Source organism: Saccharothrix sp. BKS2, assembly GCF_047689505.1.
Taxonomy (GTDB): Bacteria; Actinomycetota; Actinomycetes; order Mycobacteriales; family Pseudonocardiaceae; genus Actinosynnema; species Actinosynnema lopnurensis.
Genome location: NZ_JAUQOL010000001.1, coordinates 638115 through 655790 on the forward strand (window position 1 = coordinate 638115; position 17676 = coordinate 655790).

Here is a 17676-nt window from a genome sequence, read left to right on the forward strand (position 1 = left end):
CGGGATCACTCCGTGAGCGCGTGGCCGGTGAGGCGGATGAAGGCGTCGTCCAGGTCCGCCTGCTCGACGCGCAGGTCGGCGGCGACGACGTGGTTGCGGGCGAGGACCGCGGTGACGGCGTGCAGCAGGTTGCCCCCGCCGGTGACGACGACCCGCGAGCCGTGCTGCTCGACGCGGGACACCTCGGGCAGTTCCCGCAGCAGTTCGAGGTCGAGCGGGCCGGTGGGCCGGAACCGGACCGTCTGCTCGTCGTTCACGCGGGACACCAGCCCGGCCGGGCTGTCCACGGCGACGAGCCGGCCCCCGTCGATCAGGGCCAGCCGGTCGCAGAGGCGCTCGGCCTCCTCCATGAAGTGCGTGACCAGCACGACCGTGACGCCGGAGTCGCGGACCTGCTCCACCAGGCTCCACGTGTCGCGGCGGGCCTGCGGGTCCAGGCCGGTGGTCAGCTCGTCGAGCACGGCCACCCGCGGCTTGCCGATCAGCGCGAGCGCGATGGAGACGCGCTGCTTCTGGCCGCCGGAGAGCCGGCGGTACTCGGTGCGGGCGCGGTCGCCCAGGCCGAGGCGGTCCAGCAGCTCCCGCCAGTCGGCCGGGTCGCGGTAGAAGGACGAGTACAGGTCGAGCGCCTCGCCCACCCGGATGCGGTCGGGCAGTTCGCTCTGCTGGAGCTGCACGCCCAGCCTGGTCCGCAACTCGGCCCGGTCGCGCCGGGGGTCGAGCCCGTCCACCCGGATGGTGCCGCCGTCCGGCGAGCGCAACCCCTCGACGCACTCGACGGTCGTGGTCTTCCCGGCTCCGTTGGGGCCGAGGATCCCGAAGATCTCCCCCTCGTCGACGGTGAACGACACGCCGTCCACCGCGACTTTCCGGTCGTACCTCTTGACGAGGTCGACCACCTCGATGATCGCCATGCGCCCAGGCTGGTCGACGGGGCGGCCCGGCGGATCCCACGGCGGGCCGGACTCCGGGTCAACCGATCGGTTGATGTCCCCTAGACCACCCCGGACGGGGGTCTCGGGGGACCCGGATGTTGAACTCGGGGGTCCTGAACGTACGACACGGTGGGTCTGAACGTACGACTCGCGATTTTCGGGTGAAGGTTGGGCGTGGGGTGAGGTGGTCGACATGAGGGCTTCACCCGGATCGGCGGCGGGGGACGGGGGCCGACCGGCAGAATCGGACGCGTGACTCCCCCCTCGCTCCTGTTGGCCCACGGCGCCGGCGGCGCCGTCCGGGCGAACTTCAGCCCGCTCATCCCCCAGCTGTCCCGCAAGCGCAAGGTGCACGCGGTGGACTTCCCCGGTTCGGGCGCCACGCCCCGCGCCGGCGGGCCGCTGGAGCTCGACGACCTGGCCGACCGGCTCGTGGCCGCCGCCGGTGCCGAGGAGCGGTTCGCGGTCGTCGGTTTCTCCCTGGGGTGCGCGGTCGCGGTGCGCGCGGCGCTGCGGTACCCCGAACGCGTGACGGCCCTGGTGCTCACCGCCGGGTTCGTGCGCGCCGACGACGAGACGCGGGCCCGGTTGCAGGAGTGGTCCAGGCTGTTGGCGGCGGGCAACCGCACCGCGGTGGCCCGCTACCTGATGTCGACCGTGCTGGGCGAGCCGTTCCACCGGCGGATGACCGCCGAGCAGGAGGCCGGGTTCCTGGACCTGATCGCCGCGACGATCCCGCCGGGCAGCCCCGAGCAGGTCGACCTGGTGCTGAGCACCGACCTGACCGACGAGCTGCCGCGCGTGCACGTGCCGACCCTCGTCGTCGGCACCAAGCACGACCGGCTGATCTCGCCGAGCGCCACCCGCGCGCTGGCCGACCTGGTCCCGGGCGCGCGGTGGGCGGAGCTGGACAGCGGTCACGCGCCCGCGCTGGAGGCGCCCCGCGAGTGGGCCCGGCTGATCGAGGAGTTCCTGGGCTGACCCCGACCGGGGCCGGTTTGCGGGTCGTCCGGCCGGGCTAACCCCGGCCCATGACCAACACGCTGGTCCTCGACGTGGACGGCACGCTGGTGGACACCAACTACCACCACGCCGTGGCCTGGTTCCGCGCGTTCCGCCGCTTCGACCTCACCGTGCCGACCTGGCGGCTGCACCGCGCCATCGGCATGGGCGGCGACAAGCTGGTCGCGGCCGTGGCGGGCGAGCACGTCGAGCGCGACCGCGGTGACGAGCTGCGCGAGGCGTGGGAGGCGGAGTTCGAGCCGATGCTGGCCGAGGTCCGGCCGCTGGAGGGCGCGCACCGGCTGGTGTCGGCGGCGCGGGAGCAGGACCTCGCGGTGGTGCTGGCCAGCTCCGGCAAGCGCCGGCACGTGGACCACTACCTCGGGCTGATCGACGCGGTGGACGTGCCGTCCACGTCCTCGGAGGACGTGGCGGAGAGCAAGCCCGCGCCCGACCTCGTCGAGGTCGCGCTGCGGCAGGTGGACCGCGACGGCGGGCGGGCCGTGGTGATCGGCGACTCGGTGTGGGACTGCGACGCCGCGCACCGCGCCGGGCTGCCCGTGGTCTGCCTCCGCACGGGTGGTTTCGGCGAGGCCGAGTTGCGGGAGCACGGGGCGTCGGCAGTCTACGAGGAACTCGACCAGTTGCGGGCGGACCTCACCGACCTGCCGATGGCCTAGGAGGACGATCGTGCGGATCGGCTACACCCTGATGACCGAGCAGGCCGGTCCACGCGAGCTGGTCGAGCACGCCGCCCTGGCCGAGGGCGCGGGGTTCGACTTCGAGGTCATGAGCGACCACTACTCGCCGTGGCTGGACGAGCAGGGGCACGCGCCGTACGCGTGGAGCGTGCTGGGCGCGGTCAGCCAGGCCACCGAACGGGTGGAGCTGATGACCTACGTGACCTGCCCGACCGTGCGCTACCACCCGGCCGTGGTGGCGCAGAAGGCCGCGACCGTGCAGCTGCTGTCGGGCAACCGGTTCACGCTGGGCCTGGGCGCGGGCGAGAACCTCAACGAGCACGTGGTGGGCCGCGGCTGGCCGCCGGTGAACGTGCGGCACGAGCTGCTGCGCGAGGCCGTGGAGATCATCTCGCTGCTGTTCGACGGCGGGTACGTGAACTACTCCGGCGAGCACTTCCGGGTGGACTCGGCGAAGCTGTGGGACCTGCCCGAGCAGCGGGTGCCGATCGCGGTGGCGGTGTCGGGCAACCAGTCGGTGCGCACGTTCGCGCCGCTGGCCGACGCGATGGTGTCGACCGAGGCGGAACCGGCGCTGTGCCGGGAGTGGGACGTCTTCCAGGGCGGGGGCGGCTCGTCGCGCAAGATCGGCCAGCTGCCGGTGTGCTGGGACACCGACCGGGACCGGGCCGTCGAGCGGGCGCACGAGCAGTTCCGCTGGTTCGCGGGCGGGTGGAAGGTGAACTCCGAGCTGCCCGGCACGGCCGGGTTCGCCGGCGCGACGCGGTTCGTGCGGCCGGAGGACGTGGCGGAGCAGATCCCGTGCGGGCCGGAGGTGGGGCCGATCGTGGAGGCGGCGGCGAAGTTCCGCGACGCCGGGTTCACCGACCTGGCCCTGGTCCAGATCGGCGGCGACCACCAGCGGGAGTTCCTGGACTTCGCCAAGGGCAAGTTGCTCCCCGCCCTGCGCTGAACCGCTGAACCGCTGACCGCCGAACTCCTGCGCCGACCGTTCCCGTTCAGCCGTTGCCCGGCCCGCGTTCCCTCGACTTCGGCTGCGGGTTGGCGGGCGTCTTGGCCTGGCTGGGCAGGTGCGGCGTCGCGGGACCGGCGGTCGTCGGCGCCACCGCGAGGTCGTCGACCGCGCTCCCGGTCCCGGTGGCGGCGGGCGCACCGGTCGTGGTGACGTCGGCGGTGGTCGTGGTCGGCGGCGCCTGGTCGGGCACCTCCCGCACCACGGTCACCGGGGCCCGGTCGTCCTCCGGGCGCGGGTCGCCGGTGGTGGCGGGGACCCGCACGACGGGCTGCACGACGGTGGTCGCCCCGGCGGGCTGCTCCGGCTGCCCGGTCCGGTTCTCCTCGGGTGGCGAGTCCCCCAGGTTCAGCACCGCCAGCAGCGTCAGCGCCGCCGCGGCCGCCACCGCGCCGCCGAGCAGCACGCCGTTGCCCCGCCGGCGCGCCGGGGCGGCCGGGCTCGGCGTCGCCACCGCCACCTGGACCAGGGGCGGCAGGCCCGTGCAGAGGCGTTCGGCGGTGGTGAGCAGGCGCGCGCACTCGGCCGCGGTGGGTCGGTGATCGGGGTCGGTGGCGGTCATGGCGGTCAGCGCGGCGGTGAGCGCCCGGGGCAGGTTGACGGGGACGCGGGGTTCGCGGTGCAGGCGGGCGAGCGCGGCCTCGGTGTCGCCGCCGGGGTACTCGGGCCTGCCGGTCAGGCACTCCAGCAGCACCAGGCCCAGGGCGTAGACGTCGGCGGCGGGTCCCACGTCGGCGCCGCGCACCTGCTCCGGGGCGAGGTAGCCGGCGGTGCCGACCAGGACGCCCGTGCGGGTGACCCGGGTGACCTGCGCCTGGAGCGCCAGGCCGAAGTCGGCCAGGTAGGCGCGCCTGCCGCCGGTGTCGAGCAGGATGTTCGAGGGCTTCACGTCGCGGTGCACCACGCCGTTGGCGTGCACGTGGGCCAGCACCTCGGCGACCTGCGCGCCCAGGTGGGCCACCACCGCGGGCGCCAGCGCCTCGCGCATGCGTCGGCGCAGCGTGCCGCCCTCGATCGGCTGCATCACGAAGTACGGCCGGCCCCGGTGCACACCGGTGTCGTAGACCTCGATCAGACCGGGGCAGCGCAGGGCGCCCAGCACCTCCGCCTCGCGGACCAGCCGGATGCGGTCCTCGGGGGTCGCCTCGCCCTGGAAGAACTTGATCGCGACCCCGCGGTCGAGCCGCCGGTCGGATGCCCGGTACACCTCGGCCATGCCACCCGAGCCGTAGAGGTCGGCCAGTTCGTACCGGTCGTCGACGACCTCTCCGGTCAGGTCACCGTCCCACATCCGGGTCGTCCCTCCGCTGCGTCGACGAGGTTTTTTCGGACGCCGGAAACTACCCGGTCGCGTGGTGCGGTCAGGCCGCCTCGTTCCCCCTGTCGGGGACAGCTACCCACTATGGCGAACCGTAAACCACCCGATCTTCTGAATTTCTGCGGACTCGTGGGCAGAACCGATCACGGAGGGGTGCGAAAGGACCAGGCCCCGGGACCACCCGGTCGAGCGGTCCCGGGGCGGCGGGTCACGGCGTGGGCGTCGAACAGGTCGGCGTGGTGGACGACCCGGTCGGGCCCTGGCTCGTGGGCGGGCCGCCGGAGGCGTGCCGGGTGCCGCTGCACAAATGGGTGTCCACCCTGGCATCGGAAGAGTCGCCGAAGGCGAACACGAGGTACTCCGTCCCCACCGCCAGCGTGGTGCCGCAGGTGGAGCCGTGGACGGAGGTCAGGACGTCGACCATGGGCGGCACGTCGCCCTTGTACTCCACGTCCACCTCGACCCGGTAGCGGTACCGGTCGTCGCCGACCGTGGACGGGTCGTTCGCCTCGGTCTCGGAGGCGACCACCGTTCCGCTGAACACGTGGTTCGCCCGCTGGTACCGCTGGGGCTCGGTGTCACCGGGCACACAGCTGCACGCGCTCGCCGGGCTGGTCAGCACCGCGGCGATCAACGTGGCGGCGGCCGTGAGGACACCGGCCGTGTGCGCGAACAAGCGCAAGCGCGCCAAAGCAACCCCCTCGTGGGTTGGGGATGGGCGTGGCGGTGCGGATCGAGCCTAGTGCGCGACGTGCAGGGCCAACCAGAGTTCCGCACGTGTTCCTGCGGGGTCCAGCGAGCGCCCGAGCAGCCGCTCGACGCGCCGCAAGCGGTTGCGCACGGTGTGCCGGTGCACCCCGAGCCGGGCGGCGGCCGGGTCGAACTGGCCGTGGCACGCCAGCCACACCCGCAGCGTCTCCCGCTGCACGTCGTCCAGCGGGGCGAGCAGGGCCGCGGCGTGCTCGGCCGCGTCGGGGGCCAGCAGCCCCGCGGCGGCCACGTCCTCGAACCTGGCCACGCCCTCCTCCAGCGCCCGCAGCGCCTCGCGGTAGCCGCGCGCGACGCTCGTCGCGCCCACCGGGCTCGACGCGGCCGCCGGCACGTCGAGGTCCTGGGCGAGCACCACCTGCCGCCCGTCGACCTCGGCCCAGAACCCCGGCGGGTCGGGCACCGGCGCCGCCGGCAGGAACACGCGGAACGGCGCCTCGGGCAGCCCGGCCACCACCACCCCCGCCAGCAGCAGCCGGAACCGCTCGGCGCGCAGCTCCCGGTGGACCCGGTCGACCTCGTCGGACCGGACCAGCGCCAGGGTGAGCAGCGACGCGGCGGTGTTGACCACCCCCGCCTCCAGCGGCCGCGGCGCCAGCACAGCCAGGAACCCGCGCCGCCCGAGCGCCTGCACCGCGGCGTGCCGCTCCCCCACCTGCCACGCGGCCCCGGCCGGTCCGCCGGACGACGCGAGCCGGCGGGCCTGCGCGGCGAAGTCGGCCAGGACGGGCTCGGGCGGGTCGCCGGCGACGTGGACGGGCGCGCCCGCCCCGTCCAGCAGGACCGCGGCCCCGTCGAGCAGCCGGGCGAGCCGCCGCACCACGCCCCCGGCTCCCCCGGCGACGGCGGCGCGGCTCAGCGCGCGGTGCGCCTCGGCGGCCCGGGTGAGGACCGCGTGGCCATCGGCGGCCACCGCCTTGGTGATCGCGATGAACGGCGTGGCCCTGGGCACCTCCAGCAGCGCCAGCCCGGCCTCCTCCGCCGCCGTGACCAGGTCGGGGGGCACCCGGTCGTGGCTCAGGCCGGTGCCGAAGCCCAGGCCGACCACCCCCGCCGCGACGAGCCGCCGCACGTAGTCCCCGTGCGGGCCGAGCGCGAGGCCGGTGGTCAGCAGCAGCTCACCGCCCTCCAGGAACGGCGTCGGGTCGACCAGCTCGGTGCTGTGCGCCCAGGCCACCACGCGGTCCAGCCCCGCGTCGACCACCACCGGCAGACCGACCCCGCGGGCCAGCGCCCCCACCGTCAACGGCATGGACACTGTGTACAGCGCGGTGGCCGGTCCGACCACTGCCGCCCCTGGTCCGGGTGGACGATCCTGGAACCGTGACCAGCCCGCGCGACGTGGACGGCACCCGGGTGACCGACCCGGCCGAGGGGCCGGACGTGGTGGAAGGAGCCGTGGAGTGAGCACGCCGTACTGGGTCGCGGGACAGCCCGCGACGAGCGAGGACCGGGTCGAGGTCCGCAGCCCGCACGACGGCGCGGTGGCGGGGGTGACGTCGCACGCGTCGGCCCTGGACGTGGAGCGGGCGGTCGCCGCCGCGCACGCCGCGGCCGGTGGGTTCGCCGTGCTGCCCGCGCACGCCCGCGCGGCGGCGCTGGACCACGTGTCGCGCCGGTTGGCCGAGCGGGCCGACGAGGTGGCCGCGCTGATCACCGCGGAGTCGGGCAAGCCGGTGCGGTGGGCGCGGGTGGAGGTGTCGCGGGCGGTGTCGGTGTTCCGGTGGGCGGCCGAGGAGGCGCGGCGGTTCTCCGGCGAGCTCCAGCGGCTGGACACCGACCCGGCGGCGACGGGCCGGTTGGCGCTGGTGCGGCGGGTGCCGCGCGGGCCGGTGCTGGGCATCGCGCCGTTCAACTTCCCGCTGAACCTGGTGGCGCACAAGGTCGCCCCGGCGCTGGCGGTGGGCGCGCCGATCGTGGTCAAGCCCGCGCCCGCGACGCCGCTGGTGGCGCTGCTGCTCGGCGAGCTGCTGGCCGGGACCGACCTGCCGGCCGGGTCGTGGTCGGTGCTGCCGGTGCCCAACGAGGTGGCGGGCGCGCTGGCCGAGGACCCGAGGCTGCCGGTGGTGTCGTTCACCGGTTCGGGTCCGGTGGGGTACTCGATCCAGGAGCGGGTGCCGCGCAAGCACGTGGTGCTGGAGCTGGGCGGCAACGCGGCGGCGGTGGTGTGCCCGGACTGGACCGACCTGGACTTCGCCGCCTCGCGCATCGCCACGTTCGCCATGTACCAGGGCGGGCAGTCCTGCATCTCGGTGCAGCGCGTGTACGCGCACCGGGAGGTCTACCCGGAGTTGGAGCGGGCGGTGGTGGCGCACGTGCGCGGGCTCGGGGTGGGGAATCCGGCCGACCCGGCCACCGACGTCGGTCCGCTGATCGACGAGGCCGCCGCGCGCCGGGTGCAGGAGTGGGTGGACGAGGCGGTCGCCGCGGGCGCCCGGGTGCTGACCGGCGGCCGGCGGGCCGGGGCGGTGGTCGAGCCGACCGTGCTGGCCGACGTGCCGCCGGGGTGCCGGGTGGTCGACGAGGAGGTCTTCGGGCCGGTGGTGGTGCTGGCGGCGGTGGACTCGACCGAGGAGGCGTTCGACCGGGTCAACGCCTCGCGCTTCGGGTTGCAGGCGGGGGTGTTCACGCACGACGTGCGCCTGGCGTTCCGGGCCTCGGCCCGGTTGGCGGTGGGCGGGGTGGTCGTGGGCGACGTGCCCAGCTTCCGGGCCGACCAGATGCCCTACGGCGGGGTCAAGGAGTCGGGCAGCGGTCGGGAGGGCGTGCGCGCGGCCATGGAGGACCTGACCGAGCAGCGGGTCCTGGTGCTCACCGGCCTGGAGCTCTGAGACCCCCGGAACCCTGAGACTCCCGGAACCCCGGGGCCCCGGAACTCTGAGGCCCCCGGAACTCTGAGGCCCCGGAACTCCGGGGCCTCAGGCGCACGGCCGGCGGTCACGGGTCGTCCGAAGCACCCGTCGCGCTCGAATTCGGTCAGCCGAAGCCACGTCCCGAGGGGGCGTTCCCGCCGCGGGGGCGCCCCCTCGGCGGGCCCCGACCCCGTGCCTCGACGTTGACCGCAAGAATTCGGTCACGCACCGTGGCATTTGAATTTTATCCTCGCCCGATCGGATGTTCTTATGCAGAACACCCGATCACCTCGTTGCCCAGGGCAGTCGAATTTGCCATACTTCCTGACCGCGGTGACGTCGCCCACCCGAACGAGGGCGCTCCATACGAGTGATCCCGCTGGAACCTTCCCTTTGCCGTCGGGCATTTCTTTGCGAGCCTGACTGGTTGAGCCCGGTAAAAAGGTGAGAAAACCTCACCTAGCTATCGGTTGTCACCCGTCCGGAAGCAGGAATGCCCCACGAAGATGACGTAGTGAGCCGACCATTGCCCCCAGGCGGAGCACAAGCGCGTCGTGCGGGCGTTGGACCACCGGGGAGAAGACAGCGCGGAACAGGAGCGACCGTGGTCCGAGCGGACGACATGGGACAGCGAGGGCTGCTCAGGTCCCTCGTCGACGTGCTGTGCCGCGTACCGGCGCTCTTCGACCGCGAGGGCCGCAACCTGGTGATCCGGATGATGAGCTCGGAACTGGACGAGCCGCTGTTCGTCGAGGAGCACCCGATGCCCGTCGGCCACCTGTTCAACCTGGCCGAGGCGTGCCACCGGACCCCGGAGCGCCTTTCCGCGCTGGTGCGCAGCGTGAGCCTGGTGGAACAGGATTCCAAGCCGATGGCAGAATTGCGCCGGATCGTCGGCGAGCTGACCCCGGCGGATCTGTTCACCACCAACGACAGGGCAAGGCTTTTCACATTGCTGGCCGGCGTGGCTGTTCCCGACATCGCCGACGTCTACCGCGCCGTCGCCGGTCCCTTCGCCCCGAACCTCTACGGGCCGACGACCCCGTCCGAGGTCTTCCGGATCCTGGAGACGTTCAACGCGGGCCCGGACGGGTTGCCGCCTCCCCTGGTGTTCCTGGAGCGCCTGGCCAGCGGGGTGCGCCCGGAGCTGTCGATCGAGCTCCAGCGCTGGACCTACGCCCAGGCCCGCACCATGGACCTGGTCGACGAGCTGGCCCGGGCGCGCGAGCGGCTGCGCTCGGAGGCCGCCGTCCCGCTCACCCCGCCGCCCGGCTCACCCGCCTACCTGGTGCTGCGGATCAGCTCGGAGGGCCCCACGGGCGACCGGTACCGCCTGGCGTCCTGGCGGCAGCTGGGCAACCCCCACCAGTGGGCGCCGCTGCCGGGCCGCGACTTCGCCGGACCGCTGGCGGAGGTCAAGCGGGAGGTCGCGGCGACGATCGAGCAGGTCGAGGACGCCTGGGGGCAGTACCTGCCGGCCATCCGGATCGAGTTCGTGCTGGACTACGAGAACCTGTCGCTCGACGTCGAGCAGTGGCCCTGGGAGAACGCCGACCACCTGGTGCGGCCGATGGGCTGCCGGTACCCGGTGGTGGTGCGCAGCCTGGAGCGGATGGTCACCCGCCGCTACCACCGCGAGTGGCGCGAGCGGTGGGGGGAGCTGGCCCGGCAGCTGGAGCGGAACAGCCGGGTCGCGCACGCCTCGACCTGCCGGGCCCCCGCCGGGGTGGACGACGAGCTGCGCGAGCTGCTGTCGCTGTTCGACCGGGAACGGGGCCTGGTGTCGCTGGTGCTGTCCGCGCCGCCCGACCCGGACGCGGCGGGCCGGGACCCGGTGGCGGCCGGGGTGCGCGCCGGCGTCCCGCTGGTCCTGTGGCACCGCGAGGACTGCGGCTCCGCGGAGTTCGGCGCGCTGGTCGAGTCGCTGCTGCACGAAGAGGACGAGCGGCACCTGCTGGAGCGCGTTCGCCTCGTCCGGACCACGGCGTTCGCGGAAGGCCCCGCGCGACGCCACGTCGGCGCGGCGTTGACGGTCCTCTACGACGACCCGACCCGGCTCGTCCTCCCCAGCCAACCGGGGCCACCCGAGGGGGCGGTCGCATGAACGGTGGGGGCCCGCACGGTGGTCTCGTCTACCACGGCACCGGCGAGGTGGCCCGGGGTCCGGTGGGCGACCTGCCCCCGCCCCCGCCGTGGCGGACGTTCACCGGTCGGGGTGACGCGACCAGACCCGACGACGACGGCGGCGAGGGCGACCGCCGCGTGGGCGGGGTGCGCTCGGTCCGCCGCACCCCTCACCCGGACGAGGTGGCGATGGTCAACGCCGCCCTCCGGCTGCGCCGCCCGCTGCTGGTCACCGGCGCGCCGGGCACCGGCAAGTCGTCGCTGGCCTACCTCGTCGCGCGCGAGCTGGGGCTGGGCCCGGTGCTGCGCTGGCCCGTCACCAGCCGCACCACCCTCCGGGACGGCCTGTACCTCTACGACGCCATCGGCCGGGTGCAGGCCGCGGGCGCGGGCGACCCCGACGCCGGTATCGGCGACTACATCCACCTGGGCGCCCTCGGCACCGCCCTGCTGCCCTACGGGCTGCCCCGCGTGCTGCTGATCGACGAGCTGGACAAGGGTGACATCGACCTGCCGAACGACCTGCTCAACGTCTTCGAGGAGGGCGAGTACGACATCCCCGAGCTGGTCCGCCACGCCAAGCACCAGGCCGACGTGCGGGTGCTCACCGCCGACCGCGGCCACACCGCCACCGTCTCGCACGGGTCGGTGCGCTGCCGGGAGTTCCCGGTGGTGATCATCACCAGCAACGGCGAGCGCGAGTTCACGCCCGCCTTCCTCCGCCGCTGCCTGCGGCTGCACGTGCGCCAGCCCGGCCGCGAACAGCTCGGGGAGATGGTGGCCGTGCACTTCGGCGACGCGCGCGGCGTGGACATCGCCCGGCTGATCGCCGACTTCCTGGCCCACCGCGACGAGGTGGGCACGGTGTCGGCCGACCAGCTGCTCAACGCCGTCCACCTGGCCACCTCCGGCGCCTACGAGCCCGACGAGGAGTGGGCCGAGCTGCTCAAGGCCATCTGGCACCCGCTCACGGAGGCCGGATGACGGGACCAGGCGAACCCACCGTCCGCGAGGTGCTGCTCCAGCACCTCGACGCGACCGGGCACCGGGTGGAGCGGCTGCGCACCGCGGACCTGACGCTGCGCGAGGTCCGGGACTCGCTGTGGCTCGCGCACGCCGCGCACGCGCCGGGCGCGGCGACCGACGCGCCACCGCCCGCTCCCCCGGCGCCGGCGGCCGACCGACAGGGACCGGAACCCCGACCGGAGCCGGCACCCGAACCGGAGCCGGAGCCCGAACGGCCCGAGGCGGAGCAGCCGGCGCGGCGACCGGAGCCGGCGCCCACCCAGGGGTGGACGCCGACCCCGACCACCCTGGACCGCACCGACCCGGCGCCGCAGGTGAACGGGGAGGTCAGCGCGGTCTCGGCGTGGCCGACCGTGCCCGCCCTGCCCGAACGCCGCCGGATCGGCCGCGCCCTGCGGCCGCTGGGGCGCCGGCAGCCCTCGCCCCGCGTGCGGCTGCTCGACGAGGAGGCCACCGCCGTGCGGGCGGCCCGCGACGGCCTGTGGCTGCCCGAGTGGCGGGCCGCGCCGTGGCGGCGGTTCGACCTGGCCCTGGTGGTGGACACGACCGTGGCCGCCGAGATCTGGCAGCAGACCGTGCGCGAGTTCCGGCTGCTGCTGGAGCGCCTCGGCGCGTTCCGCGACGTGCGCACCTACGGGATGGACAGCTCCGGGTCCGACCCCGACCGGGTGACCCTGCGCTCGGAGGGCGGTGCGCGGCACCCCTGGCGGTACCTGGTCGAGCCGGCGGGCACCCGGATCGTGCTGGTCCTCACCGACACCATCGGCCCCGCCTGGCACGCGGGCGCGGTCGGCCACGTGCTGCACCACTGGGGCCGCTCGATGCCGGTGGCGGTGGTGCAGACGCTGGCGCAGCGCCTGTGGTCCTGGGGCGGCCTGCCCACCCGCCGGCTCAAGCTGTGCGCCCCGGCCCCCGGCTCGCCCAACGCCGTGCTGCGGATCGCGGACGCGCGCGTCGACGCCACCCCGGTGCCGGTGCTGGGCCTGTCCGCGGAGTGGATGGCCGGGTGGGCGCGCCTGCTCACCGCCCCGGGCCCGGAGTGGGTCGAGACGACCGCCGCCCTGGTCGGCCCGTGCACCGGCCCCGCGCCGGAGGTCGACGGGGAGGAACCGCTCGACGCCGCCGAGAGCGTGCTGAGGTTCCGCACCTACTCCTCGGCCGACGGTTTCCAGCTCGCGGGCCTGTTGGCGGCCACCCCGCTGAGCCCGCGGCTGATGGGGCTGGTGCAGCGCGTCCTGCTGCCCGGCTCCGACCTCTCGGCCCTGGCCGAGGTGATGCTCGGCGGGTTGATGACCCGACTGCCGGGCGTCGACGGCGACACCGCGGCCGTCGCCTACGAGTTCAACACCGGTGTCCGCGAGGAACTGCTGGCGACCTCACGCCGCTCGGACACCGCCCGCGTCGCCCGCGTGCTCGACGAGCACGCCGGCGCGGGGAACGAGGCGTTGCGCAACTTCCGCCTGGCGCTCGACGACCCCAAGACCACCCGGGAGCTCGACGCCTCCCCCGAGAACGTGCCTTACCTGCGCGTGCAGGAGGCGGTGTTCAAGGCGCTGTCGGGTCCCTACTCCCGGCGGTCGCGGCGCATCCGCCGCTCGCTGGAGCGGGCGGGGGTCCACGGCACGGGCGGAGGACCGCACGCCGCACCTGATCAGGAGAACCTTGTGACGATCACCCACACCCAGCCGGACGTGGAGGCTGGGTCGCCGCCGCCCGAAGGAGACGACGTGACCGCTCCCGGTACCCCGATGGCCACAGGCGAGCGGCACCCCGGCAGCGCGCAACCCCGGGTCTGGGGCCACGTGCCGCTGCGCAACCCGGACTTCGTCGGCCGCGGCGAACTGCTCGGGCAGTTGCAGCAGCGGTTGCGCGAGTCGGGTCCCACGGCCGTGCTGCCGGAGGCGCTGCACGGCATGGGCGGTGTCGGCAAGTCCCAGACGGTGGTGGAGTACATCTACCGCCACGCCGCCGAGTACGAGGTGGTGTGGTGGATCTCGGCGGAACGGCAGGAGCAGATCAAGCAGAGCTTCGTCGAGCTGGCCAAGCGGCTGGGCGTGGCCGCCGCGAGCACCGCCGACACCGCCGTGCCCTCCGTGCTGGAGGCGCTGCGCCGGGGCGAGCCGTACTCCCGGTGGCTGCTGGTGTTCGACAACGCCGACCGGCCCCAGGACGTCCGGCGCTACTTCCCGGCGGGCACCGGCCACATCGTGGTCACCTCCCGCAACTCCGAGTGGGGCGGTTACGCCCGCCCGGTCGAGGTCGACCTGTTCACCCGCGAGGAGAGCGTCGAGCTGCTGCACCTGCGCGGGGGCGACCTCGACGACGCCGAGGCCGACGCGCTGGCCGAGGCCCTCGGCGACCTGCCGCTGGCCGTGGAGCAGGCCGCCGCCTGGCGGGCCCAGACCGGCATGCAGGTCTCCGAGTACCTGGAGCTGCTGGAGCAGAACCGCACCGAGCTGCTGGAGGCGGGCACCTCCAGCGAGGACCAGCTCCCGGTGGCCGCGGCCTGGAACGTGCCCCTCAACCGGCTCAAGAACGACCACCACGCCGCGCTCCAGCTGCTCCAGGTCTGCGCGTTCTTCGGCCCGGACCCGATCTCCCAGCAGCTGTTCCGCGGTGTGCGCGAGGCCCCGGTGCCCGAGGCGCTGGCCGCCGCGCTGAGCGACCCGATCCGGCTCAGCCGCGCGGTCCGCGAGATCAGCCGCTACAGCCTGGCCAAGATCGACCACCGGGCCAACGCCCTCCAACTGCACCGATTGGTCCAGACCGTGCTGAAGAACCAGCTCGACAAGGCCGAGCAGGACCGGATGCGCCACGCGGTGCACGTGCTGCTGGTCAACGGCGACCCCGGCGACCCGGACAGCACCGACAACTGGCCCCGCTACGCCGAGCTGCTCCCCCACGCCCTGGTGTCCAACGCGGCGAAGTGCACGGACCGGTGGGTGCGCGGGCTGGTGCTGAACCTGGTCCGGTACCTGCTCAACGCGGGCGACTTCGGCGGCGCGCACGACCTGGCCAAGCAGACCTCGGAGGCGTGGCGCGAGGTGCTGGGCGAGCGGGAGTTCGACACGCTGGAGATGACCCGCCGGTACGGGATCTCGCTGCGCCGGCTGGGCCTGACGACCGAGGCGCAGCAGCTCAACGAGAAGACCTACGAGAGGTTCCGCGAGGTCGTCGGCGACGAGCACGAGGCCATGCTCGACATGCTGGACACCATCGCCCTCGACCGCCGGGCCCAGGGCCAGTTCGCCGACGAGCTGAAGATGCGGCAGCAGGTCTACGACGGCGCGGTCAGGATCCTCGGCGAGGACGACCCCGCGACCATGCAGTACGCCAACAACCTCGCCAGCTCGTTCCGCCTCATGGGTGATTACCGGGGGGCCTTCCGGATCGACCAGGCGACCCTGGCGCGGCGGGCCAGGGTCCTCGGGCCGGACCACCGGTCCACCTTCGCCTCGTACAACAGCCTCTACATGGACCAGCGCGAGATGGGCCTCTACACCGAGGCCGCCCGGGAGCAGGAGGTGCAGCTGGCCCGGCAGCGGCAGGTGGTCGGCGAGGACCACCCGCAGGTCATCGGCGCCACGCGCAGCCTGTCGGTGGCGCTGCGCAAGGCGGGCGAGCACGCGCGGGCCAAGGAGCTGGCGGAGAAGTGCGTCGAGGACTACCGCCGCCGGCAGGGCGAGGAGCACGTGGACACCATCACGGCGCGGATGAACCTGTCCACCGACCTGCGCCACCTCGACGACCTCGACGGCTCGCTCCGGCTGGCGCGGGAGAGCTTCGAGGCGTTCGAGCGCAAGTCGGGTCCCGACCACCCGTACACCCTCGTCGCGGCGACCAACCTGGGCGTGACCCTGCGCCTGCGCGGCGACGTGGCGGAGGCGCTCGACCTCGACCGCCGCACGCACGCCAAGCTGATCGCGGTGTTCGACGCGGACCACCCGTACAGCCTCATCGCGGCGACCAACCTGGCCAGCGACCTGGCCGCCACCGGGGAGCACGAGGCGGCGCTGGAGCTGGACCGGGCCGGGTTCGAGCGGTCGACCAGGGTGCTCGGCGAGGACCACCCGACGACGCTGGCCGTCGCGCTGAACCTGTCGCTGGACCTGCGCGCGCTCGGCGAGGAGAGCGAGGCGGCGGTGCTGCACGCCCGGACGGTGGAGGCGTTCCGCCGGGTGCTGGGCGAGGACCACCCGGCGACGACCGGGGCCACCCAGTACGTCCGGGCGAACTGCGACACCGACACCATGCAGTTCTGAGCCGGTCAGCCGGCGGCCCGGTCAGCCGACGGTCCGGTCGAACCAGGCCGCCAGCTCCACCGGTGACGGCGCCGCGCCGGTGCGCGCGGCCACGCCGCGGCAGGCGGCCCGGACCACCTCGGGCGACCGCCGCAGCGAGGGGGAGCCCAGCGCGAGCGCCAGGCCCGCCCACGCGGCGACGTCGTGGGGCGCCGCGCGCACCCTGGCGGTGTACCCGTCGACGGCCGTCCGGAGTTCGCCCCGCAGGTGGGCGAACTCCGGGCCGGCGCGGTGCTCGACCCGGCCGAACCCGTCGGGGTCGAGCGCCCGGAGCCGGAGCAGGGCGGCCAGCAGCGAGCGGCCCGAGCCCTTCCCGGGCACGACGCGCCCGGGGCGCCGCCAGGCCGGGGCCCCGCGGCGGTCGAGCCACGCGGTGACGGCGTCCTCGACCCCCTCCGGGTCCGGTCGGACGTGCCGGAGCCGCCAGGTGACCGCGTGCTCGGCGGTGAGCCCCTCGACCGCCGCGGCGACCTCCGGTGTGCCGGGGGTCGAGTCGCACGCGGCCAGCCGGACGGAGACCGCGGCGGCGAACTCCCGGCCCAGGTCGGTGAGGGCGGTCGACCCGCGCAGGCCGGCCAGGGCGAGTTCGACCTGCCGGGCGCGGTGGCCGAGGGTGAACCCGGCGTGGCGGGCGGGCACGACGGGCGGTGCGCCGCGGTGCGCGTGCCAGAACTCGACGACGCTGACGAACGCGTAGACGCCGTGCAGCAGCCCTTCCAGCGGCCGGGGGTCGTCACGCCACGGCGCGTAGTGCACGGGCGCGTCGTCGCCGGTGTGCAGCTCCACCAGTTCGAGCAGCGCGTTCACCTTGGAGTGCTGCAACTCGTGCACCAGCGCCTCGCCGAACTCCACCGCGGAGCGCTTGGGAGACAGGGCGATCGCGCCGAACGCGGCCGCCGAGGACGCCGCGAACACGTCGCGCCGGGCGTCCAGCGGCACCAGCGCGGCCAACCCCGCCGACAGCTCCTCGGCCGGACCGGGGTGGCGCTCGGTCAGCAGGTCCCACGCCTCCCCGAGCAGCTTGCGCCACTCGTCCCACTCGTCCGGCTCCAGCCGGTCCGGCGGCAGCGGACCGGTGAACTCGCGGTAGGGGCTCAGGTCGTCCAGGACCACGTCGATGGTGCGGCCGCGCGAGGTGCTGCGCTGCCGCTTCGCGGGCTCCCACCTCGCGGTGGTCGTCCGCCCGGCCACCTCCAGCACCGCGCCGGCGGAGGAGTTCCGGAAGGTGGCGTGCCCGACGGGGAAGCGGTGGGGCAGCCGGCAGGCGCCCACCGTCGGCAGGGTCACCGCGCCGTGCACGACCGGCACCTCCACCACGCACGCCAGGCCGCTCCTGACGGCCGCGGCGGCGGCCACCGCGTGGAACCAGCCGGCCTCGGACCACAGCGGCGTGGTGTCCGCCGGGGTGCCGGTCACCTGCCGCAGCGCCCGGCCGAGCCACACGCCGACGGAATGGTGCATCAGCACGTCCTCCACCGCGCGGGGCGCGATCCGCTCGGCCTCGGCCAACAAAGTCCACGCCCGGTTCAGGTCCGCGAACGGACCGAGCCGTTCGGGGATCGCGGAAGCGGCTTCCAGGAAAGCGCGCAGGCGCAACCGGCGAACGCTGTACTGCGTTGTCCGCAAAATTGCCATCC

The 17676-nt window shown here is 74.4% G+C and carries 12 protein-coding genes; 7 read left to right on the plus strand and 5 right to left on the minus strand.

Going from position 1 to position 17676, the window contains the following annotated elements; genetic code table 11:
* Positions 1 to 5: 5 nt before the first annotated feature.
* On the minus strand, positions 6 to 914 hold the full coding sequence (locus Q5530_RS02300; protein ID WP_415360378.1) for an ABC transporter ATP-binding protein: 909 nt from the start codon (positions 912 to 914) through the stop codon (positions 6 to 8).
* A 273-nt stretch (positions 915 to 1187) separates the two neighbouring features.
* On the opposite strand from Q5530_RS02300, the gene Q5530_RS02305 reads away from it, so the two are divergent.
* From Q5530_RS02305 to Q5530_RS02315, 3 genes are read left to right on the plus strand one after another with little or no spacing between them, the layout of a single operon-like run.
* Positions 1188 to 1916, plus strand: a complete 729-nt coding sequence (locus Q5530_RS02305) for an alpha/beta fold hydrolase (RefSeq protein WP_380633476.1) — start codon at positions 1188 to 1190, stop codon at positions 1914 to 1916.
* A gap of 50 nt (positions 1917 to 1966) precedes the next feature.
* The gene (locus Q5530_RS02310) at positions 1967 to 2617 is read left to right on the plus strand and encodes an HAD family hydrolase (protein WP_415360380.1); all 651 of its coding nucleotides are present in this window, start codon (positions 1967 to 1969) and stop codon (positions 2615 to 2617) included.
* A gap of 10 nt (positions 2618 to 2627) precedes the next feature.
* Complete coding sequence (locus Q5530_RS02315) at positions 2628 to 3590, plus strand: LLM class F420-dependent oxidoreductase (RefSeq protein ID WP_415360382.1); 963 nt, start codon at positions 2628 to 2630, stop codon at positions 3588 to 3590.
* A 46-nt stretch (positions 3591 to 3636) separates the two neighbouring features.
* On the opposite strand, the gene Q5530_RS02320 is transcribed toward Q5530_RS02315, so the two are convergent.
* The 3 genes from Q5530_RS02320 to Q5530_RS02330 form a co-directional block, all read right to left on the minus strand.
* Complete coding sequence (locus tag Q5530_RS02320) at positions 3637 to 4941, minus strand: protein kinase domain-containing protein (RefSeq protein ID WP_415360384.1); 1305 nt, start codon at positions 4939 to 4941, stop codon at positions 3637 to 3639.
* A 235-nt stretch (positions 4942 to 5176) separates the two neighbouring features.
* A complete protein-coding gene (locus Q5530_RS02325; RefSeq protein WP_415360385.1) occupies positions 5177 to 5659 on the minus strand; it encodes a hypothetical protein in 483 nt (160 codons plus the stop codon).
* A 48-nt stretch (positions 5660 to 5707) separates the two neighbouring features.
* Positions 5708 to 6988 carry a PucR family transcriptional regulator gene (locus Q5530_RS02330; protein WP_415360386.1) on the minus strand — a complete coding sequence of 427 codons (1281 nt, stop codon included), beginning with the start codon at positions 6986 to 6988 and terminating at the stop codon, positions 5708 to 5710.
* 151 nt (positions 6989 to 7139) lie between these two features.
* On the opposite strand from Q5530_RS02330, the gene Q5530_RS02335 reads away from it, so the two are divergent.
* From Q5530_RS02335 to fxsT, 4 genes are all read left to right on the plus strand, one after another.
* The gene (locus Q5530_RS02335) at positions 7140 to 8567 is read left to right on the plus strand and encodes an aldehyde dehydrogenase family protein (protein WP_415360387.1); all 1428 of its coding nucleotides are present in this window, start codon (positions 7140 to 7142) and stop codon (positions 8565 to 8567) included.
* Positions 8568 to 9192: 625 nt separating this feature from the next.
* Complete coding sequence (locus Q5530_RS02340; protein ID WP_380633466.1) at positions 9193 to 10692, plus strand: effector-associated domain 2-containing protein; 1500 nt, start codon at positions 9193 to 9195, stop codon at positions 10690 to 10692.
* A complete protein-coding gene (locus Q5530_RS02345; protein ID WP_415360388.1) occupies positions 10689 to 11696 on the plus strand; it encodes an AAA family ATPase in 1008 nt (335 codons plus the stop codon). The genes Q5530_RS02340 and Q5530_RS02345 overlap by 4 nt, the downstream gene beginning before the upstream one ends.
* Positions 11693 to 16000 (plus strand): FxSxx-COOH system tetratricopeptide repeat protein, encoded by a 4308-nt coding sequence (gene fxsT / locus Q5530_RS02350; RefSeq protein WP_415360389.1) that lies wholly within the window; start codon positions 11693 to 11695, stop codon positions 15998 to 16000. The genes Q5530_RS02345 and fxsT overlap by 4 nt, the downstream gene beginning before the upstream one ends.
* 21 nt (positions 16001 to 16021) lie before the next feature.
* Here fxsT and Q5530_RS02355 read toward each other — a convergent pair whose 3' ends face one another.
* Positions 16022 to 17635, minus strand: a complete 1614-nt coding sequence (locus Q5530_RS02355; protein ID WP_415360391.1) for an aKG-HExxH-type peptide beta-hydroxylase — start codon at positions 17633 to 17635, stop codon at positions 16022 to 16024.
* Positions 17636 to 17676: the final 41 nt, after the last annotated feature.

What these genes read in the sequence shown, in the direction of transcription:
- Q5530_RS02310 (WP_415360380.1), top strand. Translation starts at nt 1,967, where the DNA reads ATGACCAACACGCTGGTCCTCGACGTGGACGGCACGCTGGTGGACACC.
- fxsT (WP_415360389.1), top strand. Translation starts at nt 11,693, where the DNA reads ATGACGGGACCAGGCGAACCCACCGTCCGCGAGGTGCTGCTCCAGCAC.
- Q5530_RS02345 (WP_415360388.1), top strand. Translation starts at nt 10,689, where the DNA reads ATGAACGGTGGGGGCCCGCACGGTGGTCTCGTCTACCACGGCACCGGC.
- Q5530_RS02300 (WP_415360378.1), bottom strand. Translation starts at nt 914, where the DNA reads ATGGCGATCATCGAGGTGGTCGACCTCGTCAAGAGGTACGACCGGAAA.
- Q5530_RS02330 (WP_415360386.1), bottom strand. Translation starts at nt 6,988, where the DNA reads ATGCCGTTGACGGTGGGGGCGCTGGCCCGCGGGGTCGGTCTGCCGGTG.
- Q5530_RS02320 (WP_415360384.1), bottom strand. Translation starts at nt 4,941, where the DNA reads ATGTGGGACGGTGACCTGACCGGAGAGGTCGTCGACGACCGGTACGAA.